This window comes from Nocardia abscessus NBRC 100374 (genome assembly GCF_000308455.1).
GTDB lineage: Bacteria > Actinomycetota > Actinomycetes > Mycobacteriales > Mycobacteriaceae > Nocardia > Nocardia abscessus.
Genome location: NZ_BAFP01000120.1, coordinates 1 through 25,416, shown reverse-complemented (window position 1 = coordinate 25,416; position 25,416 = coordinate 1). Strand labels below are relative to the sequence as shown.

The window sequence follows — 25,416 nt, the reverse complement described above, 5'->3', positions numbered from 1 at the left end:
TTCCTCAATCCCTGGGCAAGAAGCCCGATTCGATGAATTCCCGCACGAACGTATCCACCACCGTGCGGTCCACCGCCGGGCAGTCCACTCCCGTGCCTGCCAACGCGGCGCGGCTGTGTGCGTCGGCCCAGTCGAGGTGTCCGGCCAGCTCGGCGAAATCGGTGCTCAGCAGCGCTGCGCGCACCAGCGAATCGTCGCCCATCGCATCGCGGCGCCGGGCCTCCCTGACCAGACCCGCGCGCACCGTGTCCTCCGGTACCGTCGCCACCGGCAATCCGTGCGCACGCAGACTGGCGAGGATCTCACCGACCGCTACCGGAGCCCGATTGACCAGGTGGTAGACGGTTTCCGAGCGCGGGCGAACCGAGATCTCGACGATCGCGCCGGACACGTAGTTCACCGGAACCAGGGAGACGGTGGCGTCGCCGACATCGGGGGCCATGCCGAGTGTCGCGGCGGCCCGCACCATGTTCCACAGCGAATCGTCGGTGCTGTTCACGCCGACGCTCGGGCAGCCGCAGATGGTGCCCGGCCGGTAGATGGCGATGGGCACCCCGCGCTCACCGGCCTGGCGGACCAGTTCCTCGGCGGCCCATTTGGAAGCGAGATAGCCGTTGCCGGACACCTGGTCGGCGCGCAGGCGGACGTCCTCGGTGACCACCGGCGTGTCCGGCGTCGTCGCGACGGCCGCGCCCATGGTGGAGACCAGGTGGAACGGCTTGACCCGCCGAGTCGTCGCCAGCCGCAACAACTCTCGGGTTCCCTCGACGTTGGCCTGCCGTAGCCGCGCGTACGGGTCGAGGTGATTGACGCGCGCGCCGTTGTGATAGATCGCGTCGATGCTGTCGGTGAGGCGGTCGTAATCGCCGGTGTCCAGGCCGAGGCGCGGCGTGGTCAGGTCGCCCGCGACGACCACGATCCGATCCGCGGCGCAGGTCCCGTTGAGCCGGTAGCGGTTCAGCGCGGTGAGGATCCGGTCGATTCCTTCCTCGGCGTCGTCGGCGCGCACGACGCACCACACCCGTGCTTCGGTGCGGTCCAGCAGTTCTTGCAGCAAGTGTGCGCCGAGGAAGCCGGTCGCGCCGGTCAGCAGGACCTCCTGCGGCTGGCCGGTGTGCGCGGGGGCGCATCCGCCGATGCCGATTTCCGGTTCCAAGACCGCGTCCCGCTCCGGTGTCGCTGCGATGGGCGAGGCCGCCCCGGCCAACCGTGCGGCGAGGCCGCCGACGGTCGGAGCCGCGAGGATGGCGGACATCGGCACGTCGCGCCGCAACCGGGCCGACAGCCGCTGGTGCAAGGTGAAGGCGAGCAGCGACGATCCGCCGAGCTCGAAGAAGTCGTCTTCGGCCCCGATCGGGGACACCGCGAGCACGTCGGCGAAGACTTCCGCGATCGCGCGCTCGAGCTGTGTGCCCGGACGGGAGCCGGTGCGTGCGGCGAACACCGGCTGCGGTAGCGCGGCACGGTCGAGTTTTCCGCTGGTGTTCACCGGGAACGCGTCGAGGGCCAGCACCGCAGACGGCACCATGTACGCCGGCAGTACGCGCGAGACCGCGTGACGCACCGCGTCCGGGTCGACCGTGGCGCCCGGCGTGGCTACGACATAGCCGACCAGTCGATCTCCGGCATCGGAACTTTTGACCGCCACCGCCGCCCGGCCGACCGCCGGATCGGCCAGCAGAGCCGCCTCGATCTCGCCGAGTTCGATGCGGTGGCCGCGGATCTTGACCTGGAAGTCCGTGCGACCCAGGTAGTCCAGAGTGCCGCCGCGGTTCCAGCGCACCAGGTCGCCGGTTCGATACATCCGCTCGCCGGGGTGCAGTGGATCGGCGAGGAAGCGTGCCGAGGTCGGGCCGGGTGCACCGTGATAGCCGCGGGCGAGCTGAACGCCACCCAGATAGAGCTCGCCGGGCACGCCGACGGGAACCGGCCGCAACCGCTCGTCCAGTACCTGGCATCGCGAATTCCATTCCGGCACACCGATGGGGATGCCGGGCGCGGTGCGGTCGGCGGCGGAGACGGCGTGCTGGGTGATGCTGACCGCTGCCTCGGTCGGCCCGTACAGGTTGTGCAGGCCGCCCCGGCACACACTCGCGACGCCGCGCGTGGTCTCCGGGGGCAGCGCCTCGCCGATGACGAAAATGGCTCGTAGCGAGCGCAACGCGTCCGCCGTCGCGTGCTCGGCGAAGATCGTGAGCATCGCGGGAACGAAATCGGTGAGCGTCACCCGGTGCTCGGCGATCAGGCGGCACAGCGCCGCCGGGTCGCGGTGGTCGTCCGGTCCGGCCAGGATCAGCCGTGCGCCCGCGCGTAGTGGCAGGAAGTAGCCCCACAGGGACACGTCGAAGGTCGCCGGAGTCTTGTGCAGATACACGTCGGTGGCGTCGACGCCGTATTCGGCCTGCATCCAAGCGAGTTGGTGCGCGATCGCCCGGTGCGCGACCACCACGCCTTTGGGGCGGCCGGTCGATCCGGAGGTGTAGAGGACGTACGCGGGGTGGTCGGCGTGCCGTCGCGCGCGGCGTTCGGCGTCGGTCACGGGCGAGGCGTCGAAGCGGTCGAGGTCGAGGGTATCGACGTCGCAGGCGTCGGTGGCCGTGAAATCGTCCGCGCCGGTGGTCAGCACGCACCGGGGAGCCGCCGATTCCAGGACGTACCGGATGCGTTCGGCGGGATGGCCGGGGTCGATCGGCACCCAGGCCGCGCCCGCCGCCACGATCGCGTACAGCGCGACGACCTGCTGGATCGACCGCCGCATCGCCACCGCCACGACGGTCTCCGGACCGGCGCCTTGTTCGATCAGCCATCGAGCCAGGCGCGCGGACCGCTCGCGCAGGTGCGCATAGCTGAGCGTCTCGGGCCCGCACACCAGCGCGATCGCGTCCGGCGTCGCCGTCGCTTGCCGCTCGAACGCGGCGGTGAGCGGTCCGGCCGAAACATTGTGCTCGGATCCCGTGCCCCAGAACCGGATTCGCTTGTGTTCGACCGGATCCATGATGTCCAGGTCGCCGACCGCGACGCCGGGATCGGCCGCCACCTGGAGCAGGATGCGGATGTAGCCGTCGAGGAAACGCTGCACGGTGTGTTCGTCGAACAGGTCGGTGCTGTAGCCGAACCGGATGATGATCTCGCCCGGCTCGCCCTCGGCGTCGCGGGTGTCGACCACGCCGATGTGCAGGTCGGTTTTCGCCGTATCGGCGTCCACGTCGAGGAACGACACGCTCGGCCCGGACAGGTCGAGGGTGGCCTGGGTGAAGTTCTGGAACGCGAAGCCGACCTGGTAGAGCGGGTGCCGTCCCGGCGAGCGCGTCGGGTTGACCGCGTCGACCACGTGCTCGAAGGGAACGTCGGCGTGCGCGAAAGCGCCCAGGTCCCGTTCCCGGGTGCGGTGCAGCAGTCCGGCGAAACTCTCGGCGGAATCGATGCGGGTCCGGGAGACGGTCGTGTTGACGAACATGCCGACGACATCCGCGAGCGCGGGCTCCGCCCGATCGGTCATCGGCACACCGATGGCGATGTCGGTGCTTCCGGAGAGGCGGGCGAGCAGGACGGCGAGCGCGCAGCGCATGACCATGAACAGGGTCGCGCGGTGGGCGCCCGCGACGGCGAGCAGGTCTCGGTGCAGGGCCTCGGGTACCGAGCGCTGAATGGCCGAGCCGCGTAGCGTGGCCACCGCCGGTCGCGGCCGGTCGGCGGGCAGGTCGAGTTCGTCGGGCAGGCCGGCCAGCTCACCGGCCCAGTACGAGAGTTGCCGCGACAACAGCGAATCCGGATCGTCGCGGGAACCGAGCAGCTCCCGCTGCCACAGGGCGTAATCGGCGTACTGCACCTCCGGTGGCCGCCAGGCCGGCGGCGCGCCCTCGGCCCGGGCCGCGTAGGCCAGGGCGACGTCACGGGCCAGCGGCGCCAGCGACGAGCCGTCGGCGCAGATGTGGTGCAGGGCGCAGACCAGGACGTACTCGGTGGGCGTGCGCAGCAGCCGGACGCGCAGCGGCACCTCGGCCGACACGTCGAAGCCCTGCCGCAGGATCGAGCGCGCCCGGTCGGGCACCGCGTCGTCGGGCAGTTCCTCCACGGCGAAGTCGGCGGCCACACACTCGGCGGCGAGAACCTGCTGCCGGGGTCCGGCTTCGTCGGCGGGGTACATCGTGCGTAACGACTCGTGCCGTTCGACCGTGTCGGCGAATGCCGCGCGCACGGCCGGGACATCCAGCTCCGACAGCCGCAGCGCGAAGCCGACGTTGTCCACCGAGGACGCCGTGTCGAACTGGTTGCGCAGCCAGAACCGCAGCTGGGCGGGGGAGAGCGGGATGCGCGCAGGCCTGGTGCGCGCGCGCAGCGCCGGGCGGGCCGTGTCGAACCGCTGCGAGCGGATCGCCGTCGCCAAGGTGGCGGCCGTCGGATGGTCGAACACCAGCCGCGGCGGTACGCGCACCCGCCAGGTTTCACTCAGGCGCGCGGCGACCTGCGTCGCCAGCAGCGAATTGCCGCCTGCGGCGAAGAAATCGGAGTCGGCGCCGAACCGCTCCCGCCCGAGCACGCGGGCGAGAATCTCGGCGACCAGTTCCTCGCCGAGATCGGCGGCGGGCCGGTGGTCCGGCTCATCGAGGGCACGCACGCGCAGCGCAGGCCGATCGGCCTTGCCGGTCGGGGTGCGCGGGATTCGTTCCAGGACCGTGATCGTGTTGGGCACCATGTACTTCGGCAGCAGCGCCGCCAGCGCGTCCGCCAGGGCGGCGGTGTCCGGGACGTGGCCCGGTTCGGGCTGGACGAACGCGGCGAGCGTGGTCTCGCCCGCGGCCGTCTTCCGATCGACGGTCACGGCCAGCCGGACGCCGGGCCGCGCGGCGAGGATCGCGTCGATCTCGCCGAGTTCGATCCGGAAGCCACGTACCTTCACCTGGTCGTCGGCGCGGCCGAAATAGTCCAGGTGACCGGTGGTGGTACGCCGGACCAGGTCGCCGGTGCGGTACATCCGGCAGCCGGGCGACCCGAACGGATCGGGCAGAAACCGTTGGGCGGTCAGGCCGGGTCGTCCGTGATATCCCCGCGCGACCCCGGGCCCGGACACGTACAGCTCGCCGACGACGCCGGTGCCGACCGGACGCAGCCGGTGATCGAGCACCTGGCAGCGCATGCCGCGCACGGCGGATCCGATGGTGAGCGGTTCGTCCGGCGACAGCGCCGGGCTCAGCGTCGCCATGATGGTGGTCTCGGTCGGGCCGTAGGCGTTGTGGAACAGGCGTCCTTCGGTGGCCCAGTGCCGCGGCAACATCGGGGGGCAGGGCTCGCCGCCGACCATGACCGAGCGCAGCGCGGGCAGTCCGGCGGGTTCGATCGAGGCCAGCGCGGAGGGTGTCAGGAAGACGTGGGTGATCGCTTGCCGCGCGAGCAGTTCCACCAGGGCGCTACCGCCGTAGACGGTGGGCGGGGCGACGACCAGCGTGGCGGCGCGGGAGATGGCGAGCAGCAGTTCCAGCACCGAGGCGTCGAAGCTCGGCGACGCGAAATGCAGCACCCGCGCGTGCTCCTCCAGCGCGTGCCGGGCGGCCAGTTCGGCGCACAGCGCGGCGAGCCCGGCGTGGGTGACCGCGACGCCTTTCGGGCGTCCGGTCGATCCCGAGGTGTAGATCAGGTACGCGGTATGGGCGGCCCGCAGGCGTGCGGGCCGTTCGAAGTACGCGATCGGGTTCGGCGGGTTCGCCGCTACCCGCGCGATCACCTGGGCGTCGTCCAGCGCGAGCCAGTTCACCTCGGTGGGCAGCGCCGCCGCGTGCCCCGAGCGGGTCAATCCGAGCGTGGCGCCGCTGTCGATGACCTGAAACCGGATGCGGGACGGCGGAAGTGCCGGATCGATGGGTACGAAGGCGGCGCCGGTCTTGGCGATCGCCCACACCGCGAGCACCGAATCGGCCGAACGCGGGAGTGCCACCGCGACCGCCGTTTCGGGGCCCGCCCCCGAGGCGAGCAGCGTGCGCGCCAACCGGGACGAGCGGGCGTCGAGGTCGCGGTAGGTGATCTCGGTGTCGTCGCACACCACGGCGACGCGGTCGGGATCGTGTTCCGCCGCGGCGGCGAGCAGCGCGGCGAGCGTGGGCGGGCCCGGATCGGCTGATCTGCGGCGGCGGGCGCCTCGGACGGGTGGACGAGGATCCCGGATACCGCTGGCCATGACTTCGTCCGTTCCGCGTAGCAGCAAACGCGGAGATGTTATAGCCGTCCGGCGGTATTCTTCACCGATGAGAAGGCGCCGCTCAGCCTTTCCGGACCGGCGCTCTCGTCATCCGTCGGCGTTCGCCACGATGCCGTCGGGCACGCAGTGAGTCCGAAGGCGAAGCGCGAACGGCAGCCCGCTAACGGGTGCCGTGCCCCTCGCAGGCCGTCAGCGCGGTGTTCTTGGTGGCGTTGAACCGGTCGATCGCCGCGTTCAGGGTGTCGGTGTCGGCCCGGCGGTCCAGCGTGTCGGCCAAGGCATTGGTGTCGTCGCGGTAGGCGCGCAACGGGTTCGCGATCGCGGACGGCACCTCTCTGGACACGTTCTGGTCGACCGAGCGCGCATTGTTGCGCAGCGTCGAGACAGCGGTGTCGGCTTTGCCGTTCGTATCGGGATCGCTGCGGCCTTTTGCGTTGCTGGCATCGATGTAGTCGTTGAACGCCCGCACCGAGCTGCCGTTCGCGGCGAGGAAGGCGTCGCACGCCGATCCGGTCGCGCGTTCGACGGCGGCGGTCCGCGACGACGAGGCGGCGGCCGAGGAGGAGGTGACCTCCGAGGCGTACGCGGCCAGGTCGGTCCGGTTGACCTCGGCCGTGCCGGAAACCTGCTGCGCGCAGGCGCCGATGATCAGCACGCCCGCGGCGGTGGCCATCGCGGCGGCGAGCAAGCCGGCGCGTTCGAGTAGTGGCATGGTCGGTCCCTCACTCCCCTCGGAAGTCCGGCCGGGACAGAGGAACAGAGCCGGACAATCCGACCGTACGTTGTGCGGGCGAGCGACGTGCGCCCGCACCGGTATCGATGATCAACCGATATCGGCGCGGGCGGCGGTTCAGCTCTGGCCGGGCATGGCCCGCATCTGCTCGATCTCCGCCTGCTGGGCGGCGATGATCGTGCCCGCGAGCGCCTTCGCGTCGGGGTTCCGGCCATCGGCCAGTTCGGTTTCGGCCATGGCGATCGCGCCCGCGTGGTGCTCGATCATCATGGTCAGCCACTGACGGTCGAAGTCCGGACCCGATGCCGCCTGCAGCGCCGCCATCTGCTCGGCGGACATCCTGCCGGGCATTCCGTGGCCGCCGTGCCCTTCGCTCGGGGTGGGCGCCGGCTTGCCGAAGCTCTGCAACAGCGTGGTGATCTGCTGCATCTCCGGCGCCTGTGCCTGCTCGACCTTGGCGGCGAGCGCGCGCAGCTGCTGGTTGTCGGTATGCGTGGGCACCAGCCGCGCCATTTCGACGGCCTGCGCGTGGTGCGGATACATCATCTGCAGGAACATCACGTCGGCGTCGTTGTGCTCGGCGCGCGCGGATGTGCCGGGGGCGGCCGAAGCGGTCGTCGAGCTGCCGTGCTCGGTGGTGTGCCCGGTGTCGGCGTCGCCGCATCCGGCGAGGCTCACCGCGGCGGCCGCGGCGAGCACGAGGGGCAGGCGGGTACGGGTGGAGAACATGGGTGGCTCCTAGCGAAGTGCGAAGTGCGAAGTCTGAGGACGGAGTGGACAACGCCGCGACCGTGGTTCGGACACACGGCGGCGGCGGAGGTGTCAGATCCGCAGAATCGCCAGTTCAGCCCTGGTGAGCACGGTCCACGGCGGCGGTCGTTCCGGCCGCGGCCGCCAGTGCCGCGGCCGCGCCACACCGCGGCCGGGGCGATCGACCGCCATGCGGTAGAGCAGCACCAACGCGACCAGTGCGACGAGGGAGACCAGGATGAACACGCAACCGTGCAAGGCGCTGTGCGCGCCGTCGCACCCGCCGCCCGCGCAGTGGGAGTCGTCCGCGGTGAGGGCCGCCGCGACCATCGAGCGTGCTGTTTCGGCCCAGGACGCGGGGCCGGTGATCGCCCTTGTGACCTGCGCGGCATAGGAATCGGCGGAAGCGACTATCGGCGCTTCCATGGTGGGCGAGAACCCACTGCTGTCCGGGTGTGTCGGCTCCTGTGGCTGAAGCCGGTCGTGGCCGATCGAAGTGCTGTCCGCGGGCGACGGTACTGCGTCTCGATGGTGATGCGGTCTGGTCTCGTCATGATCGGAGGCCGGTCGCGGAGTGGAAGCGGCCGGTGGCGCGCCAGGCCGTCCGGTTCCGTCGACTACTGCTTCGGAAGCGGGGGTCGCGTGCGCACCGGCGGCGTGGGTGTGGGCCCCGGATCCGAAGATCACCGAGTGCATGGCGACCACCCCGGCGAGCAACGCCAGCACACCGAGCAGCCGGGCGAGCCCGGCGGCGCGGCGGAGGCGGCGTTCGACCACAAGTGCCGAGTCTAGTCGCCGCCGGTCCGCCGCTGAACATACCCCCTGGGTGTAGGGGTATCTATGGGCTCGCGATGTCGATGACCAGCCGGGTCGGGTTGGACAGCGCGCTGACGCTGAAGGCGGGCCGGTCGGCGTGGAGGCCGATGAACGACTGGGTGGCGCCTTCGAACACCGTCGTCCGGTAGACGCCCGCGACGCCGGGGACCGCCGAATCGACGGCGGGGTCCGGGCCCGCGTACGGCGTCACGCCGCTGTCGAACGGGTAAGCCGAGCCGAGGATGCGCACTTCGAGGATCGACCGGCCCGCCACGTCCACGGGATTGCCGCTGCCGTCCTGCACGGCGGCGTCGGTGTAGCGGACGAGCCAACCGGGCGTGCCGACCCCGCCGAGGTCGTAGACCACGCGATCGAAGCCGGACTGCCGCCCGAGGCGAATGTCGGTCACTGTCAGCGCGGCGTCGCCGGACGCCTTGCCCTGCTTCGGCGCGGTGTCCTGGGGTAGTGGAGCCTGCGCAACCGCGGCCGACGTGCCGGTGATGGAAGCGACCGGGAGACCCGGTGTGGACTGGTCGTCACCACAGCCCGCGAGAAGTGCCGTCGCGACCGCGACCGTGAGCACCATCCTGTTGCGCATGGCCCGATGCTACTCAGCGGAGGGGCTCGGATGGCGTAACCGGAGAGTGTTGCGGCTGATTCGCGCTCAGGTGGCCGCGTGCGCGGGCGAGTGTGGACGCGGCTGGTATGCCGGTGCGACCGGGCTGATTGCTAATCGATTGCCATTCCTGGTGTTCGGCGTGTAAGGGTCCTGGCGTCACGCGTGTACCGGTTGCCGTAGGCAGTTCACTTTCACGAGGGCGCCGACCGGAGCGGATGTCTGCGGCGACGCGAGGTTTCGGTATCGAATTGCGGGGCAGTGATTTACGGATGCGACAGGGATTGCTCGCGGGCGGCGGTCGGTGGTGATGATGGAGGCGCGGTGTGGCGCCGAGCCGAGTCCGCTGGTCGGGTCGACGGCGCAGTCGATCTCGTGGATGGTGCGCTCGGGCGTCCGCAGCGTGACAACCGCACCGTGCGCGTCGCGGTGATGTCCGCCCGCCGCACTCCGTCGGCGACGAGCGCGTCCGGCGGTCGTCTCGCACGATCCGGTGACGGCGGGCACACGGCGGTCACGCCGGCTGTCCGGCGTCGACGCGAAACAGTCTGTCGGCGTGCGCTTCAGCGCGCGCACCGGTTCGCCGCGCAGGTCGCGAGATCGATAGGGCGGGGTGGGCGCGACCGGTGGGCAACGATCTAGCACACTTGAGGTGTGGGACATGTCGAGGACGTACTGAGCCGGCTGCGGCGGTATCCGGACGTGGAGGCACTGAATCTCTACGCCGTGGACGCCGCTGATCGGCTGATGCTCGACGTCGCGGCCGACGCCTTGGCGACCGCTGATAGCGGAAAGGTAGCCATTGTCGGTGACGCCTATGGCGCGCTGACCCTCGGCGCCATCGCGGGGCACGATCTGCGCGACGTCCGGGTGCATCAGGATCTGCTCACCGGCGAACTCGCGCTGGCCAACAACGCTCGCGTGGCCGGCCTGTCGGACCGCTACACCGCACACCCGCTCGGCGCCGGGTTGCTGCGTGATGCCCAGGTGGTGCTGCTTCGCCTACCCCGGGTGCTGGCGGGGCTGGCCGAGGTCGCCGACGCCATCGCGCGCTACGCCGATCCGGCGGTCGAGGTGTTCGCGGGCGGGCGGGACAAGTATCTGACCAAGGCGATGAACGACGTTCTGGCCCAATCGTTCTCCGAGGTGCGCGCCAGCCGCGGCAGGCAGAAGTCGCGGACCCTGCTGGTGGCCGGACCCAAACCGGTGGCGGGTCAGCCGTTTCCGGTGCGCGATCGGCTGGACGAACTGGGTCTCGAGGTGGTCGCGCACGGCGCGGCCTTCTCCGGGGCGCGCCTGGACATCGGCACCAGATTCCTGCTCGAGCATCTGAAGCTGATGAAGCCGGACGCCCGCGACGCCATCGATCTCGGCTGCGGTACCGGCATCCTGGCCGTCGCGCTGGCCACCGCGCGGCCGGGCATCAAGGTGACCGCCACGGACCAATCCGCCGCCGCCGTGGCCTCGGCGCGGGCGACCGCCGAGGCGAACGGTGTCGCCGACCGCGTGTGCGTCGTGCGCGACGACGCGATGTCCACCGCCGCGGACAACAGCGCCGATCTGGTGCTGTGCAATCCGCCGTTCCACGTCGGCGCGGCCGTGCACACCGGATCGGCGATCAAGATGTTCGCCGAGACCGGGCGGGTGCTGCGCCCCGGCGGAGAGCTGTGGACCGTGTACAACTCACATCTGAACTATCGGGCCGTGGTCGAACGGATGGTGGGCCGGACCGAGGTGGTCGGCCGCAACCGGAAATTCACTGTGACTCGTTCCGTGCGTGGTCTGCACGACCCACGGCAACGGTAGAGTCCGAATTGTCTGGTCTGCGGGACTCCCTCGGGAACCCGCGACGGATGACAAACGTTGGACAGGGCAGTTGGATATCGAGTGGACCAACTCGATGATCAGCGGCAACGACTCCAGAAAGGGACGCCGTTCACATGCGTACCACGAGCAATCCGGTTTTCAGGAACCTGCCAAGGCAGGAGGGCGGTGGATACGCCAGCTTCGGTTCGGGCGTGACCTCCGCGGGACAGTTCGGCAACCAGTACGGTCAGCAGCCCCAGCAGTACGGGCAGTATCCGCAGCAGTACCAGCAGGCTCCCCCCACCACCCGGGCGATGACCATCGACGACGTGGTGACCAAGACGGGCATCACCCTCGCCGTGCTCGCGCTGTCGGCGATCGTCTCCTACGGCCTCACCAACGCGAACACCTCGCTCGCCCCGCTGTTCGTGATCGGCGGCGGCCTGGTCGGCCTGGTGCTGGTGCTGATCGCGACCTTCGCGAACAAGATGGACAACCCGGTGCTGGTGCTGTCCTACGCCGTCGCCGAGGGCCTTTTCCTCGGTGCGCTGTCGTTCATGTTCACCAACATCGCGGTCGGTGGCGTCGGCGGTAGCGCGCTGATCGGTCAGGCGGTGCTCGGCACGTTCGGTGTCTTCGCGGGCATGCTGGTGGTCTACAAGACCGGCGCCATCCGGGTGACGCCGCGATTCACCAGGATCATCGTCGGCGCCATGATCGGCATCCTGGTACTGGTGCTGGGCAACCTGGTCGCGAGCTTCTTCATCGACGGCGGCCTCGGCCTGCGTGACGGTGGCCCGCTGGCGATCGTGTTCAGCCTGGTGGTCATCGCCATCGCCGCGTTCAGCTTCCTGCTCGACTTCGACGCCGCCGACCAGCTGATCCGCGCGCAGGCCCCGGAGCGGGCCGCGTGGGGTGTCGCCCTCGGCCTCACCATCACCCTTGTCTGGCTGTATGTCGAGATCCTGCGGCTGCTGAGTTACTTCCAGAACGACTAGCCATTCGGCAAAAGGGCGGTCGCCGGTTCTCCGGCGACCGCCCTTTTTCGTATGCCGATCAGCTCAGACGTTCGATGACCATCGCCATGCCCTGACCGCCGCCGACGCACATGGTCTCCAGACCGAACTGCTTGTCGTAGGTCTGCAGGTTGTTGAGCAGCGTGGTGGTGATCCGGGCGCCGGTCATGCCGAACGGGTGGCCCAGCGCGATCGCGCCGCCGGAGACGTTCAGCTTGTCCTCGTCGATCTTCAGCTCCCGTGCCGAGCCGAGCACCTGCACGGCGAACGCCTCGTTGATCTCCACCAGGTCGATGTCGTCGATGGTCTTGCCCGCCAGCGCCAGCGCGCGCTTACACGCCTCGATCGGGCCCAAGCCCATGATCTCCGGCGACAGGCCGGACACGCCGGTGGACACGATCCGCGCCAGCGGCGTCAGACCCAGCTCCTCGGCCTTGGTGTCGCTCATGATCACCAGCGCCGCTGCGCCGTCGTTGAGCGGGCAGCAGTTGCCCGCGGTGATGGTGCCGTCCGGGCGGAACACCGGCTTGAGCGCGGAGACCGCCTCGTAGGTGACGCCGGCGCGGGGGCCGTCGTCCTTGCTGATCACGGTGCCGTCCGGCAGCGTCACCGGGGTGATCTCCCGCTCGAAGAAGCCGTTCTTGATGGCCTCTTCGGCGCGGTTCTGCGAGCGCACGCCCCAGCGGTCCTGGTCCTCGCGGGTGATGCCGGTGGAGGTCGCCACGTTCTCGGCGGTCTGGCCCATCGCGATGTAGACGTCGGGGATCAGCCCGTCCTCGCGCGGGTCGTGCCAGATGCCCGAGCCGCCCTCCGCGGTCTTCGCGGTGCGCTCCTGCGCCTCGGTGAACAGGGGGTTCTGCGTGTTCGGCCAGCTGTCGGACGATCCGTTCACATACCGCGACACGGTCTCCACGCCGGCGGAGATGAACACGTCGCCCTCGCCCGCTTTGATCGCGTGGAACGCCATCCGGGTGGACTGCAGCGACGACGCGCAGTAGCGGTGCACGGTGGTGCCGGGCACGAAGTCGTAGCCGAGCTGCACGGCGACGACGCGGGCGATATTGAAGCCCTGCTCGCCGCCGGGCGAACCGCAGCCCAGGATCAGGTCGTCGATCTGGGCCGGGTCCAGGGCAGGCACCTTGTCGAGCGCTGCCCGCACAATCTGCGTGGTCAGATCGTCGGGCCGCAGGTCGACCAGCGAACCCTTGCGGGCCCGGCCGATCGGGGAGCGTGCGGTCGAAACGATGACGGCCTCAGGCATGAGGACTCCTTGGGTCGGACGGTTCTGACGAACCCTTCGTTCGGTTACTCATGGGTTCGTACCGAATCTACGTCCCGCCGTGGAGTACGGGAAGCGGGTGTCCCGCCCAGCGCCTCGAGCAGTACCGGCAGCAATTGCGCAGCGGCCAGTTCGTAACCCGCCGCAGACGGATGGAAGCCGTCGGCCGCGAAGAGGAGTTCGGGTGCGGCGCGGAATTCGGGGGCGAGCAGGTAGCCCATCCGCACCGGATGCCCGCCCGCGACCGTCGTCGCCACGTGCTGTGCCCTGGCCAGCCGCAGGCTCCAGTTGTGCACGACGGTGCGCAGCGGCTGCGGGATGGCCGTGACGGTGCCCAGATTGGGGCAGGTGCCGACCACCACCACCGCGTCGGCGCGGCGCAACCGGGCGACGGCAGCGGCGAGCCTGCGCGCGGAGGCCCGGATCGAATGCTTCTTGGTGACGTCGTTGGCGCCGACCAGGATGACCGCGGCGTCCGGCGGCGGACCCGCGACGAACATCGCGTCCACCTGACCGGCCAAGCCCTTGGACGTGGCGCCGGAGATCGCTTTGGTGCTCAACCGGATCCGCAGGCCGGTCGCTTCGGCGAGGCCGCGGGCCAGGCGGACGCCCGGCACCTCGTCGGCCACCAGGCAGCCGAGGCCCGCCGCGGTGGAGTCGCCGAAGATCATCAGGTGCAGGTCGGTGTGCTTTCCGGTGCGCCACGGCTCGGGCTCCGCGCAGCCCGCGGTGTAGATGCCGTCCGCTTCCGGCGGCTTCGAGGTGTCCCGGCCGATCGCGCCGCGGGCGACGCCCGCCTGAGCCATGAGCAGGCGATAGGTCGCCCACCATGCGGTGCCCGCGCCCGAACCGGCCAGCACGGCCGCGGCGCCGGTCACCGCCGCGGTACGCCAGCGAAACTGAGGTGCGCTCACGGCAGGAATTTTACGAAATCCGGCCGAAACGACCAGTGGCCGACCGCGTCACCCACGGTCGGCAACCGCTCGGATGCGGTCGACCGGATATCCCTCCGTCAGGCCGGGACCAGGAACGCGCCGCGGGCCGGGACGCTCGCGGCGTCGGTGGAGATGGTGACCTCCACCAAGCCCGGTCCGGTGTCCTGGAACAGCGCGTACTGGATGCTGCCGTAGATGCCGGTGACCACCGTGTTGTCGTAGCTGCCCGTGGCGCCGGTGGTGACATTGCGCCACGCCACCGTGGTGCGCACCTCGCACAGCGGCGCCAGCGGATAGATACCGGGCCCGATGCCGGTCACGGGTAGCGCACGAACATTGAGAATGGCGCGACCGGGCCATTCCGGACTGGTGTCGGCCCAGGTGCGGATGCTGGTCCAGCACAGACCACCGCGCGCCAGTGTGGGCACCTGCGGGAACTCGACGGTCGCCGCTTCCGCTTGCGCACCGGATCCGACCATTAGAGCCACCGCCGATCCGGCCAGAAGCATTGCGGCCCGGGCGATGTTCGGCTGCCTCATGGCAGCGATCCTAAGGGTGCGCGCGCCGATTCGCCGGTAGTCCGGGCCCGCTGCGTGCGGCGTGCGCGAACTCACAGTTAGTGCGTCTGCAACGATGGGGTCCATGCGCATCGCGGATCATGTCGTGGATCTCATCGGCAACACGCCGCTGGTCCGGTTGAACTCGGTCGTGGGACCGAACGCGGGGCTGGTCGCGGCCAAGATCGAATACCTCAACCCCGGCGGCAGCTCGAAGGACCGGATCGCGGTGAAGATGATCGACGCCGCCGAGCAGTCCGGCAAGCTGCGGCCCGGCGGCACCATCGTCGAGCCCACCTCCGGCAACACCGGCGTCGGCCTCGCCCTGGTCGCCCAGCAGCGCGGCTACAACTGCGTGTTCGTCTGCCCCGACAAGGTCAGCGAGGACAAGCGCAACGTGCTGCGCGCCTACGGCGCCGAGGTCGTGGTCTGCCCGACCGCTGTGCCGCCGGATCACCCCGACAGCTACTACAGCGTCTCCGACCGCCTGGTGCGCGAGATCGACGGTGCGTGGAAACCCGACCAGTACTCCAACCCCGGCGGCCCCGACAGCCACTACGAGACCACCGGCCCGGAGATCTGGCGCGACACCGACGGCAAGGTCACCCACTTCGTGGCCGGCGTCGGCACCGGCGGCACCATCACCGGCACCGGCCGCTACCTCAAGGAGGTCTCCGGCGGGAAGGTGCAGATCATCGGCGCCGACCCGGAGGGCTCGGTGTACTCCGGCGGTACCGGGCGGCCGTATCTGGTCGAGGGCGTCGGCGAGGACTTCTGGCCGTCCGCCTACGACCCCGCCGTGCCGGACGAGATCATCGCGGTCTCCGACGCGGATTCGTTCGACATGACCCGCAGGCTGGCCCGCGAGGAGGGCCTGCTGGTCGGCGGTTCCTGCGGCATGGCGGTCGTCGCGGCCGTCGAGGTGGCGCGGCGCGACCCGGACGCGGTGGTCGTGGTGCTGCTGCCCGACGGCGGCCGCGGTTACCTGTCGAAGATCTTCAACGACGAGTGGATGAGCTCCTACGGCTTCCTGCGCGAACGGCTGGACGGCACAGCCGAACCACTCGTGGGTGACGTGTTGCGCGGCAAGTCCGGCGAGCTGCCCGACCTGGTGCACACCCACCCGTCCGAAACGCTGCGCGACGCGATCGAGATCCTGCGCGAGTACGGCGTGTCCCAGATGCCCGTGGTCGGCGCCGAGCCGCCGGTCATGGCGGGCGAGGTCGCGGGCAGCGTTTCCGAACGCGATCTGCTGTCGGCGGTCTTCGAGGGCCGCGCCCACCTGACCGATTCGGTGGCCCAGCACATGAGCCCCTCGTTCCCGCTGATCGGCTCGGGTGAGCCCATCTCCGCCGCGACCAAGGCGCTCTCGGACACCGACGCGCTCATGGTCGTCGAGGACGGCAAACCGGTCGGCGTGATCACCCGCCACGACCTGCTCGGCTTCCTCAGCACGGGCAGCCTCGGCAAGTAGGCGCGGCCGCGCGCTAGGCCGGTCTCCTGCCGCGCACCGTTTCGCGCACGCCGCCGGTGATCAGGTCGGTCCATTCGTCGGCCAGCAGGGCCAGCCGGTACCAGGCGGCGTGCACGCGGGCGTCGGACACCTTCTCGGCGGTGTGCAGTAGGTGGCTGGCGTGGACGTGGGCGGCGGCCATGCGGTCGACCGTGGCGCCGAGGGATTCGGCGCGCAGACGGTCGGCCGAACGCTTGCGCGGCAGTTGCTCGACCACCCACGCGTCGATGGTCGCCACCAGTTCGGCTCGGCGGCAATCTATTCCGGCGGCGGCCAGCGGATCGCAGTGGCGCTGCCGGTGTAGCGCGGCCAGTGCCCTGGCCCAGGCGACCAGCGGGTGGTCTTCGCCCGAATCGCTCGGGTGACCGCCGAAGGCGGCGACCAGTTCGCGCTGATCCGGCAGTGTGCGGGCGACGCCGTGCGAGCGCCGCGGCAGGTGGTCACGCACGAACATGGTCGGCTCCCAGTGCATTCGGAACCGACCGGAGTGCGCTGCGGTCGATCGAGAACGTGTGCATCGTGCACCTCCGATTGGGTGGTGGTGGAGGCATCGCCCCAATGCCCGTGTCCTCCTATATCATCCGCGTTCGCGCTGGCCTGAGGGTGACGCTCAAATGGCACCTGAATGACAAGAGGTAACAATCCTCTACCGCTTCCAGCCCCGATCCTGTGAGGTCTACCGCGGCACATCCCGATACATCCTCGCTCGGTGTGCGAGGCGCGAGAACCTCATCCGGGGCGTGCGGTCGGTCAGCCGGGCAAGAGCTGATGGGACATGGCGAAGACGGCGGCGCCCGCGCGGGTGTGCTGGCCGGTCTTGCCGCGGAGTTCGGTGAGGTGGTGGGTGACGGTGCGTTCGGGAAGAAGGAGTTCGGCGGCGATCTCGCGGCCGCTGCGGCCACGGGCGGTCAGGCGGAGGACGTCGACCTCGGTGTCGGAGAGCCCGTGGGCGGCGTGGTGGGCGCGGTCCTCGGCGGCCGCGATCACGGCGGCGCAGGCGTCGCCGTCGAGATGGCCCGCGGTGACCTCGGCGCCCAGGTGAGCCGCGGCTTCGGCGGGACGGGCCGCGGGACGATAGGGCCGCGCCTCGGTGCAGGCCGCGAAGACGTCCGCGGCCGCGAGTAGTCGGGAGGCGGGCGAAGTGTCCTGCTTGCCCCGGGGATAGCCGCTGCCGTCGAGCCGCTCGTGATGACCTGCCGCGAGCTCGGCCAGATCTGCCAGCCCGGGGCAGCGGCGCAGGATACGTTCGGTCCAATAGCTGTGCAGGCGAACGCGTTTCCAGTCCGCGCGGCCGAGCGGGCCGCCGCGGTCCCAGACCGCGCTGGACACCGCGGCGCGGCCGAGGTCGTGCAGCAGGGCGGCGGCCCGCAGTGCCGCCCGTTCGTCGGCGGGCAGGCCCATCCTGGTGGCCGCGGCCGCGGCCAGTCCGGCGACATGCGCCGAATGTCCCAGCAGGTAGCGGCCCTTCAAGTCGACGATCATGGCCAGCGCCAGGCTGGGCCGGTCGAGTTCTTCGACCGGAAGTGAGCTCGGCGTGCCCGGTTCCGCGGCCAGGACGGCGGCGAGCAGGTCGGGTACGTCGAGCGCCTCTCGGATGAGGGCGGCGTCGCAGACGGCGACCAGGTCGGGATCGAGGTGCCCGCCTGCCCGTCGCCGCAACTCGGCGAGGACGATGTGCAGCCGCCGCGCGATAGTGCCCAAGGCGGCGCGGGGCCGGTCCGGCTCGGCTGCCGGGTCCGCCGGATGTCCGATGCCACTGGGCGAGGTGTCGCCGTGCCCGGTCGCGGGTTCCTGGCCGACCGCGTCGAGCGCGAGCACCGCCTGTTCGGCCACGTGCAGGATTCGACCGGGAAGCGAGATGGCTTCTCCGTGCAGCTGTTCCGGCGCACCGAGTCCGTCCCAGCGTTCCTCCACCTCGGTCAGCGCGCGAACGGCGGCGTTCGGCAGACCCAGTCGTGACCCGAACGTCCGGACGATCTCGCACGACGAGCGCAGGGCCTGTTGCGGCGCGCCGGCCGGCATCTGCGCGACGAACCGATTGCGCAGTGCCGATTGGGCCGCGGGCGACCAACTCCCGAACCGGCGCAACTGCGCGGTGAAGACGCCGGGATCGCCGGGATCGAGCACGTGGCACGCACGCTGGAAGGCGATGTCGTCGGCGTAGGCCTCCGCGTTCTCCGAGGCTCGGCTGGTGCACCCGACCGCGCCGAGCAGGGCGGCGAGGAAGACCGCGCGGCGCTCGGCGTCCGGCAGTCCGATCCGTTCGGCGAGGCCGGTGGCGAGCAGGCAGGTGGCCAGCCCCTTCTCGAACGGCATTCCGGTGGCGAGATCGGTGGTGAGCGACAGCGCCGCGAGCACCTCGGTGGCGCGGATCGACGACATGCACCGACAGTAGTGTCCGCGCGCGGGTCGCGCAGGACCGATTCGCTTCTCGTGGAACGGAATCCGCGTCCCGTGCCGCATGCCGGGAATTAGCCCGTGCGCGACCGGAACAGGCTCACTTCCGGTCTCCGACACGGTGAATTCGATTCCACACCGGTCGGAAATAAATATGGCAATTTACTCGCGAATGCGGACTTCGAGGCAAGTATTGGAGGTATAACCAGGCGGGACGCAATCCTGGCAAACACTCATGTCGCCGACAGACAGCGAAGGGAAGGTAATGCGCACCTCCGGTTCGGCCATCGATTACCAGCAGGGGCTGTCCGACGCGTGGAGTTCCGTGGCGACGTTCGTGCCCGAGTTCGCCGGGTTTCTCGTCATCCTGTTCATCGGCTGGCTGGTCGCGAAAGCGACCGCCGCGATCGTCGGCAAGGTGCTGCGACGGATCGGATTCGACCGGCTCACCGAGCGCGGCGGCATCGGGCAGGTGCTGTCGCGCAGCCGGTACGACGCCGGTGAGGTCCTGGCGAAGCTGGCGTACTACGCGGTCCTGTTGATCGCGCTGCAACTCGGCTTCGGGGTGTTCGGCCCGAACCCGGTGAGCGAAACGATCACCGGCGTGGTCGCTTGGCTGCCCAAGGCGGGGGTCGCGATCGTCATCCTGGTGGTCGCGGGCGCGGTCGCCCACGCGGTGCGCGACATGGTGGGCAGCCTGCTCGGCGGGCTGTCCTACGGCGCGATGGTCGGCCGGATCGCGGCGGTGTTCGTGTGGGGCGTCGGCATCGTGGCGGCACTCGACCAGGTCGGCGTGGCCACCTCGGTGACGCTGCCGATCCTGGTCACCGTGCTCGCCACCATCGGCGGCATCCTGGTGGTCGGGGTCGGCGGCGGCATGATCCGCCCGATGCAGCAGCGCTGGGAGAACTGGCTCAGTGGTCTCGAGGAGCAGATGCCCGCGGTCCGTGGACACGCCGCGGCATACCGGCACGGCCGCGCGGACGCCGCTCGCGAGCAACTGTGGATGGATCAGCAAGCGGCGCGGGGGCAGCAGTGGGAGGACCGGCCCGGCCCCGATGAAGACTGGCTGTGGGACCGGTCGGTCGGTACCGACGAGGGAGGGCAGTGGCAAGGTGGTCCGGCGCGGCACTGGGAACAGCACGGCGCGCGGCCCCGGGGGCGGCACCGTGGGGAGGGGTCGAGGCCGGTCTATCCGCAGCCGGGGGACTACCTCGATGGGGACGATTTCCGCTAGCGACCCGCCTGGAGGCACACCCCGTTGTGATGTGCCTCAGCGTGGCAATTGTCCAGTTTTCTCTGATCGGCGATTTTTATCCGCCACGGTTCGTCAGATAATCGAACTCCAGAAATTCGAAGTCCGAAGCGTTTTCAGCGGAAGGCATTCGCATCCGTCAAGGCCCGGCCGAGCACCAGCTGGTGCACCTCGGCGGTGCCTTCGTAGGTGAGCACCGACTCCAAATTGTTCGCATGGCGAAGCACGGGGTAGTCGAGCGTGATGCCGTTGGCCCCGAGGATGGTCCGGCACTCGCGAGCGATGGCGATGGCCTCGCGCGTGCTGTTCAGCTTGCCCGCGCTCACCTGTTCGGGCGTGACCGCGCCGCGGTCCTTGAGCCGCGCGATGTGCAGCGCGAGCAGCTGACCTTTGCCGAACTCCAGCGCCATGTCGGCGAGTTTGGCCTGGGTGAGCTGGTAGGCGGCAAGCGGCTTGTCGAACACCTCGCGGGTCCTGGCGTACTCGATGGTGGACGCCAGACATTCGCGAGCCGCGCCCAGCGCGCCGAAGACGATGCCGAACCGCGCCTCGCCCAGGCAGGCCAGCGGCGAGGCCAGGCCGCGCGACCCGGGCAGCACCGCGTCGGCGGGCAGGCGGACGTCGTCGAAGTCCAGCTCCGCGGTGACCGACGCGCGCAGCGACAGTTTGCGGTGCATCTCCCGCGCCGTGAACCCGGGCGTGCCCGCGGGTACCAGGAACCCGCGGATCACCTGCTTGCCCTCGTTCTCGGTCTGCGCCCAGACCACCGCGACGTCGCTCACCGACCCGTTGGTGATCCACATCTTCGAGCCGTTCAGCACCCAGTCGGCGCCGTCGCGCTCGGCCCGGGTGCGCATGCCGCCCGGGTTCGAGCCGAAGTCGGGTTCGGTCAGCCCGAAGCAGCCGAGCGCGCGGCCCGCGGCCAGCTCGGGCAACCACTGCTGCTTCTGTTCCTCTGAGCCGTATTTGTGGATCGCGGTCATCGCCAGCGAGCCCTGGACCGAGACCATGCTGCGGACGCCGGAGTCGACCGCCTCGAGCTCCTGGCAGGCCAGGCCGTAGGTGGTCGCCGACATGCCCGCGCAGCCGTATCCCTCCAGATGCATGCCGAGCAGGCCGAGCTCGCCCAGTTCCGGGGCGATCTCGCGGGCCGGGAAGGTGCCCGCCTCGAACCACTCCGCGATGTGCGGACGCAGCCGCTCGGCCGCGAAGGCCGCGACGGTGTCCCGGATCTCGCGCTCGTCCTCGGACAGCAGCGCATCGGTGGCGAAGAGTTCTTCCACGGTGACCATGGACTCAGCGTAAACGGGGACGGATGCGAGGAGACCGAGCTCACGTCGCCGGTCTCGGACGCAAGATTTCCGGCACAGAAGTGATGCGCACGTAAATTCGATCGCATCGAAGGGCGCGAGGGCGCCGTGCCGACGCCGTTGCGGAGATTTGCCCGATTTGCCCGCGCGCACGGTCGCGATATGCAAGACCGGGAAGTTGCCCGGGCATCGCCCCGATTAGGCTGGCCCTCATGAGCGAGCTGGGATTCTCCACACGGGCCGTGCACGCCGGGTACGAACCCGATCCGCAGACCGGCGCGGTGAATGTGCCCATCTACGCGAGTTCGACGTTCGCCCAGGACGGCGTCGGCGGGTTGCGCGGCGGTTTCGAATACGCCCGCACCGGCAACCCGACGCGGTCGGTGCTGGAGGCGAACCTCGCCGCGCTGGAATCGGGCCGCTACGGCCGGGCGTTCGCGTCCGGCATGGCCGCGACCGACTGTGCGCTGCGCGCCACGCTGCGTCCGGGTGATCACATCGTGATCCCCGACGACGCCTACGGCGGCACCTTCCGGCTGATCGACAAGGTCTTCAGCCAGTGGGGCATCGAGCATTCCCCCGCGCACGTGTTCAACGTGGACGAGATGCGCGCCGCGATCCGGCCGAACACCAAGCTGGTGTGGATCGAGACCCCGACCAACCCGCTGCTGAGCATCGGCGACATCCCCGCGCTGGCCGACGTCGCGCACGCCGCGGGCGCGAAACTGGTGGTGGACAACACCTTCGCGACCCCTTATCTGCAGCAGCCCCTGCTGCTGGGCGCCGACATCGTGGTGCACTCCACCACCAAGTACCTGGGCGGGCACTCCGACGTCATCGGCGGCGCGCTGATCACGAACGATCCGGAACTCGACACGGCGTTCGCGTTCCTGCAGAACGGCGCGGGCGCGGTGCCCGGCCCGTTCGACGCCTTCCTCACGCTGCGCGGCATCAAGACCCTCGCGCTGCGGATGGAGCGGCACTGCGACAACGCCGAAACCCTGGCCGAGTTCCTGTCCGGGCACCCCGCGATCTCGCAGGTGATCTACCCCGGCCTGCCCGAGCACCCGGGCCATGCCGTCGCGGGCAAGCAGATGCGGCGGTTCGGCGGGATGATCTCGGTGCGCCTGCACGGCGATGTCGAGGCGGCGCGCAAATTCTGCTCGCGCACCGAAGTGTTCACCCTCGCCGAGTCCCTGGGCGGCATCGAATCGTTGATCGAGCATCCGGCCGCGATGACGCACGCCTCCACGGAGGGTTCCGAGCTGGAGGTGCCCGCGGATCTGGTGCGGCTCTCGGTCGGAATCGAGGATGTCAGCGACCTGCTTGCGGACATCGAGCAGGCATTGAGCTAGGTTCACGGATATGAGGAAGCGGCCGCACCCGATGATCGGGCGCGGCCGCTCGTGTCCGCGGGGGTGTCGGCCGGGCGCGGGGCCACGGCCGAGTGCATCAGCTGTGGTAGGGCTCGGCGCTGAGCAGGGTGACCTTCATCGTGTTGCCGTTGGGCAGCGTGTACTCCCTGGTCTCGCCCACCTTGGCGTCGATGAGCGCGCCACCGAGCGGGGAGTTCGGCGAGTAGGTCTCCAGCTTGGAATCGTTGAGGCCCTCCTCGCGCGTGGCGATCAGGAAGGTCTCGGTGTCCGTCTCGTCGCCGTCGTAGTAGACCTTGACGACCGACCCGGGAAGCGCGACGCCGGATTTGGTGGGGGCGACCCCGACCTTGGCGTTGTTCAGCAGCTCCTGCAGCTGGCGAATGCGCGCCTCCTGCTGACCCTGCTCCTCGCGCGCGGCGTGGTACCCGCCGTTCTCCTTGAGGTCGCCCTCTTCCCGGCGTTCGTTGATCTCGGCGGCGATGACCGGACGGTTGGCGATGAGCGCGTCGAGTTCGCTCTTGAGCCTGTCGTGCGACTCCGGGGTCAGCCAGGTCACTTGCGTCTCAGTCATCTCGATCACTCCCTAGTAGTTGTTCCCGGCGGGCCGGGATTCCCTGAGCACCGGCGTGTACCCACCCGGAAGCGGGCACGCACCAGTCGACGGCTAGAGCGATCCTGGGAAGTTCAACGAACCCCGACAGGCCCTTGGTCGCGGGCAAGCTCGCAAGCCCGAACCGTCAGCGCTGGCCGCCAATGCAGCAAACACGGCTCCGAGCCCCGGAACCGTGTATCACGCCATTTTAGCATGATTCACAAATGTGCAGGTCGGAGTTGATTTCGTGGGCAGGTCGCCGGTGAATGCGCGGAAATCAGCCAGCTCGTAGATAGCCGGGTACCTGATCGCTGCACGCGTAAACGCTGCCAGAGGCGGGCCGTGCGGATGAGCGCACGACGGTGGTCAGTTCCACCGTCCCGCTGCCCGACGGTTCGACCAGCACCTCGCGGCGGCCGAGTTCGGAGCCGTCACGCGCCATGGCGCGAACGAAACACACGACCGGCCGCTGTGGGTCGGCCCTGGTGACCTTGAGCCGGATGGTCATGGTCGAGTCGTCGACGACGACGTACCCGAGCTGCTCGGCCTCGATGTCGTCCGGCCCGTACTTCTGGTATCCGAGATAGGCGATGCCGAGCCCGGCGAGCACCACGACCACGCCGAGCGCGGGCGCGACCCAGCGGCGCCGCTTGCGGGGCCGGGTGCCGTAGCGGTCGGCGGGCGGGCCGCCGGGCGACGCGGCCCTGGCCTCGGCGTCACCGCCGGCTTCCGGCGCGGGCTGGCTCATGCTGGTCGCTCCCGGGGGGTACGTCGGAACAAATGTGGGTCGAATGGAACTATAGGTAACGAAGCCCCGACACCCGCGACCGAGAGCGACGGAGAACGAGACGTGAGTGGCCTTCGCCTCATGGCGGTGCACGCCCACCCAGACGACGAATCCAGCAAGGGTGCCGCGACGACCGCCCGCTACGCCGACGAAGGACACGACGTCCTCGTCGTGACGCTGACCGGCGGAGAGCGCGGAAGCATTCTTAACCCGGCCATGGACACGCCAGGCGTCCTGGAGCGGATCCACGAGATCCGCCGCGAGGAGATGGCCGCCGCGGCCCGCGCGCTCGGCGTGCGCCAGCACTGGCTCGGCTTCGTCGACTCGGGCCTGCCCGAGGGCGACCCGCTGCCGCCGCTGCCCGAGGGCTGCTTCGCGCTGGTTCCGCTGGAGGAGGCCACCGAGGCCCTGGTGCGCGTGGTGCGCGAGTTCAAGCCGCACGTGATCACCACCTACGACGAGACCGGCGGCTACCCGCACCCCGACCACATCCGCTGCCACGAGGTGTCGATGGCCGCGTTCGAGGCGGCGGGCGACCCCGAGCGCTTCCCCGCGGCGGGCGAACCGTGGACGCCGCTCAAGCTGTACTACGACCACGGCTTCAGCGTGCGGCGGATGGAGGTGTTCGCCGCGGAGTACGAGCGTCTCGGCGAGCCGTTCCCGATGCAGGAGTGGCTGGACCGGATGCGCAAGTACACCGCCGAGCGCGGTGACTTGTTCTCCCGGATCACCACCCAGATCGAGTGCTCCAAGTACTTCCCGCAGCGCGACGACGCCTTGCGCGCGCACGCGACGCAGATCGACCCCAACGGCGCGTTCTTCGCCGTGCCGCTGGAGATGCAGCAGCGGTTGTGGCCGACCGAGGAGTTCGAGCTGGCCAAGACCAGGGTGAGCACCGAGCTGCCGGAGACCGACCTGTTCGCGGGCATCGAGGACGAGCGGTCGTGACGCTGGTCCTGCTCGCCCAGACGCCCGGCACGCCGACCGGCCCCGAGTTCGGCAAGGCGTCGCCGCTCGGCCTGGTCATCGTGCTGCTCCTGCTCGCGGGCACCTTCCTGCTGATCCGGTCGATGAACCGGCACATCAAGGGCCTGCCCGCGACCTTCGAGCCCGAGCACCCGGAGCCGGACCAGGAGGCCGACGAGGGGACCGAGCACGGCATCACCCGGCGTGCCGAGGAGTCGAAGGGCGCCGACCCCGACGGGCGCGCCGAGTCGAGCTGACCGGCGCACGGCCCCGCTGAGCTGCGCGTTGTTACCTTTCCGCGTTCTCTTTCGTCACTGAGATAGTCGCGGCACGAACCACGGCCCCTCCCGGGCGGCCGGTATCGAATTCGTTGCTCGCGTCTGCTTCCGAAGGCTGAGAGTCAGGACAGGCAATGACATTCGACGAACTGCGGACCGCGCTGCCCGGCCGCGTGCTGGTGGCCGGTGACGAGGGCTTCGAGAGCGCGGCCAGGCCGTGGACGACAACGGTCGCCCAGCC

20 protein-coding genes are annotated in these 25,416 nt (G+C 69.9%); 7 read left to right on the top strand and 13 right to left on the bottom strand.

Annotation, left to right across the window (positions count from 1 at the left end; translation table 11 throughout):
- Positions 1-4: 4 nt before the first annotated feature.
- From ON19_RS24800 to ON19_RS24780, 5 genes are all read right to left on the bottom strand, one after another.
- Positions 5-6,172: a non-ribosomal peptide synthetase gene (locus ON19_RS24800; RefSeq protein WP_157229832.1), complete on the bottom strand. Its 6,168-nt coding sequence runs from the start codon at positions 6,170-6,172 to the stop codon at positions 5-7.
- A gap of 181 nt (positions 6,173-6,353) precedes the next feature.
- Positions 6,354-6,905: an Rv2240c family protein gene (locus ON19_RS24795; RefSeq protein WP_043697714.1), complete on the bottom strand. Its 552-nt coding sequence runs from the start codon at positions 6,903-6,905 to the stop codon at positions 6,354-6,356.
- A gap of 138 nt (positions 6,906-7,043) precedes the next feature.
- The gene (locus ON19_RS24790; protein WP_043697712.1) at positions 7,044-7,655 is read right to left on the bottom strand and encodes a DUF305 domain-containing protein; all 612 of its coding nucleotides are present in this window, start codon (positions 7,653-7,655) and stop codon (positions 7,044-7,046) included.
- Between the two features lie 93 nt (positions 7,656-7,748).
- Complete coding sequence (locus ON19_RS39160; protein WP_051169271.1) at positions 7,749-8,453, bottom strand: hypothetical protein; 705 nt, start codon at positions 8,451-8,453, stop codon at positions 7,749-7,751.
- A gap of 61 nt (positions 8,454-8,514) precedes the next feature.
- A complete protein-coding gene (locus tag ON19_RS24780) occupies positions 8,515-9,090 on the bottom strand; it encodes an AMIN-like domain-containing (lipo)protein (protein WP_043697710.1) in 576 nt (191 codons plus the stop codon).
- Positions 9,091-9,762: 672 nt separating this feature from the next.
- Between ON19_RS24780 and ON19_RS24770 the strand changes: the two genes are divergently transcribed.
- Together ON19_RS24770 and ON19_RS24765 are read left to right on the top strand one after the other, a co-directional pair.
- Positions 9,763-10,914, top strand: a complete 1,152-nt coding sequence (locus ON19_RS24770; RefSeq protein ID WP_043697708.1) for a class I SAM-dependent methyltransferase — start codon at positions 9,763-9,765, stop codon at positions 10,912-10,914.
- A 134-nt stretch (positions 10,915-11,048) separates the two neighbouring features.
- Positions 11,049-11,912, top strand: a complete 864-nt coding sequence (locus ON19_RS24765; RefSeq protein WP_043697707.1) for a Bax inhibitor-1/YccA family protein — start codon at positions 11,049-11,051, stop codon at positions 11,910-11,912.
- A gap of 58 nt (positions 11,913-11,970) precedes the next feature.
- Here ON19_RS24765 and ON19_RS24760 read toward each other — a convergent pair whose 3' ends face one another.
- The 3 genes from ON19_RS24760 to ON19_RS24750 all read right to left on the bottom strand — a co-directional run bounded on the left by ON19_RS24760 (position 11,971) and on the right by ON19_RS24750 (position 14,683).
- Positions 11,971-13,191 carry an acetyl-CoA C-acetyltransferase gene (locus tag ON19_RS24760; protein ID WP_043697705.1) on the bottom strand — a complete coding sequence of 407 codons (1,221 nt, stop codon included), beginning with the start codon at positions 13,189-13,191 and terminating at the stop codon, positions 11,971-11,973.
- A gap of 44 nt (positions 13,192-13,235) precedes the next feature.
- Positions 13,236-14,123, bottom strand: a complete 888-nt coding sequence (locus ON19_RS24755) for an SGNH/GDSL hydrolase family protein (protein WP_043697703.1) — start codon at positions 14,121-14,123, stop codon at positions 13,236-13,238.
- 98 nt (positions 14,124-14,221) lie between these two features.
- The gene (locus ON19_RS24750) at positions 14,222-14,683 is read right to left on the bottom strand and encodes a hypothetical protein (RefSeq protein ID WP_043697702.1); all 462 of its coding nucleotides are present in this window, start codon (positions 14,681-14,683) and stop codon (positions 14,222-14,224) included.
- A gap of 103 nt (positions 14,684-14,786) precedes the next feature.
- Between ON19_RS24750 and ON19_RS24745 the strand changes: the two genes are divergently transcribed.
- Positions 14,787-16,175, top strand: a complete 1,389-nt coding sequence (locus ON19_RS24745; RefSeq protein WP_043697701.1) for a cystathionine beta-synthase — start codon at positions 14,787-14,789, stop codon at positions 16,173-16,175.
- Between the two features lie 13 nt (positions 16,176-16,188).
- Here the strand turns inward: ON19_RS24745 and ON19_RS24740 are convergent, their stop codons facing one another.
- On the bottom strand, positions 16,189-16,668 hold the full coding sequence (locus ON19_RS24740; RefSeq protein ID WP_051169277.1) for a DUF4254 domain-containing protein: 480 nt from the start codon (positions 16,666-16,668) through the stop codon (positions 16,189-16,191).
- A gap of 296 nt (positions 16,669-16,964) precedes the next feature.
- Entirely contained in the window at positions 16,965-18,596 is a 1,632-nt protein-coding gene (locus tag ON19_RS24735; protein ID WP_043697700.1) for an HD domain-containing phosphohydrolase, read from the bottom strand.
- Positions 18,597-18,876: 280 nt separating this feature from the next.
- Between ON19_RS24735 and ON19_RS24730 the strand changes: the two genes are divergently transcribed.
- Positions 18,877-19,848 carry a mechanosensitive ion channel family protein gene (locus ON19_RS24730; RefSeq protein WP_083899612.1) on the top strand — a complete coding sequence of 324 codons (972 nt, stop codon included), beginning with the start codon at positions 18,877-18,879 and terminating at the stop codon, positions 19,846-19,848.
- Between the two features lie 134 nt (positions 19,849-19,982).
- On the opposite strand, the gene ON19_RS24725 is transcribed toward ON19_RS24730, so the two are convergent.
- Positions 19,983-21,158 (bottom strand): acyl-CoA dehydrogenase family protein, encoded by a 1,176-nt coding sequence (locus ON19_RS24725; RefSeq protein ID WP_043697696.1) that lies wholly within the window; start codon positions 21,156-21,158, stop codon positions 19,983-19,985.
- 230 nt (positions 21,159-21,388) lie between these two features.
- Here ON19_RS24725 and ON19_RS24720 point away from each other — a divergent pair, with 230 nt between their 5' ends.
- Entirely contained in the window at positions 21,389-22,531 is a 1,143-nt protein-coding gene (locus ON19_RS24720) for a cystathionine gamma-synthase (protein ID WP_043697695.1), read from the top strand.
- Positions 22,532-22,628: 97 nt separating this feature from the next.
- Here ON19_RS24720 and greA read toward each other — a convergent pair whose 3' ends face one another.
- Together greA and ON19_RS24710 are read right to left on the bottom strand one after the other, a co-directional pair.
- Positions 22,629-23,123 (bottom strand): transcription elongation factor GreA, encoded by a 495-nt coding sequence (gene greA, locus ON19_RS24715; RefSeq protein WP_043697694.1) that lies wholly within the window; start codon positions 23,121-23,123, stop codon positions 22,629-22,631.
- Between the two features lie 298 nt (positions 23,124-23,421).
- Complete coding sequence (locus ON19_RS24710) at positions 23,422-23,892, bottom strand: DUF4307 domain-containing protein (RefSeq protein ID WP_043697690.1); 471 nt, start codon at positions 23,890-23,892, stop codon at positions 23,422-23,424.
- A 102-nt stretch (positions 23,893-23,994) separates the two neighbouring features.
- Here ON19_RS24710 and mca point away from each other — a divergent pair, with 102 nt between their 5' ends.
- The gene (mca, locus tag ON19_RS24705) at positions 23,995-24,879 is read left to right on the top strand and encodes a mycothiol conjugate amidase Mca (protein ID WP_227954620.1); all 885 of its coding nucleotides are present in this window, start codon (positions 23,995-23,997) and stop codon (positions 24,877-24,879) included.
- Positions 24,876-25,154 (top strand): hypothetical protein, encoded by a 279-nt coding sequence (locus tag ON19_RS24700; protein WP_043697685.1) that lies wholly within the window; start codon positions 24,876-24,878, stop codon positions 25,152-25,154. Before mca ends, ON19_RS24700 begins: the two co-directional genes overlap by 4 nt.
- Positions 25,155-25,416: the final 262 nt, after the last annotated feature.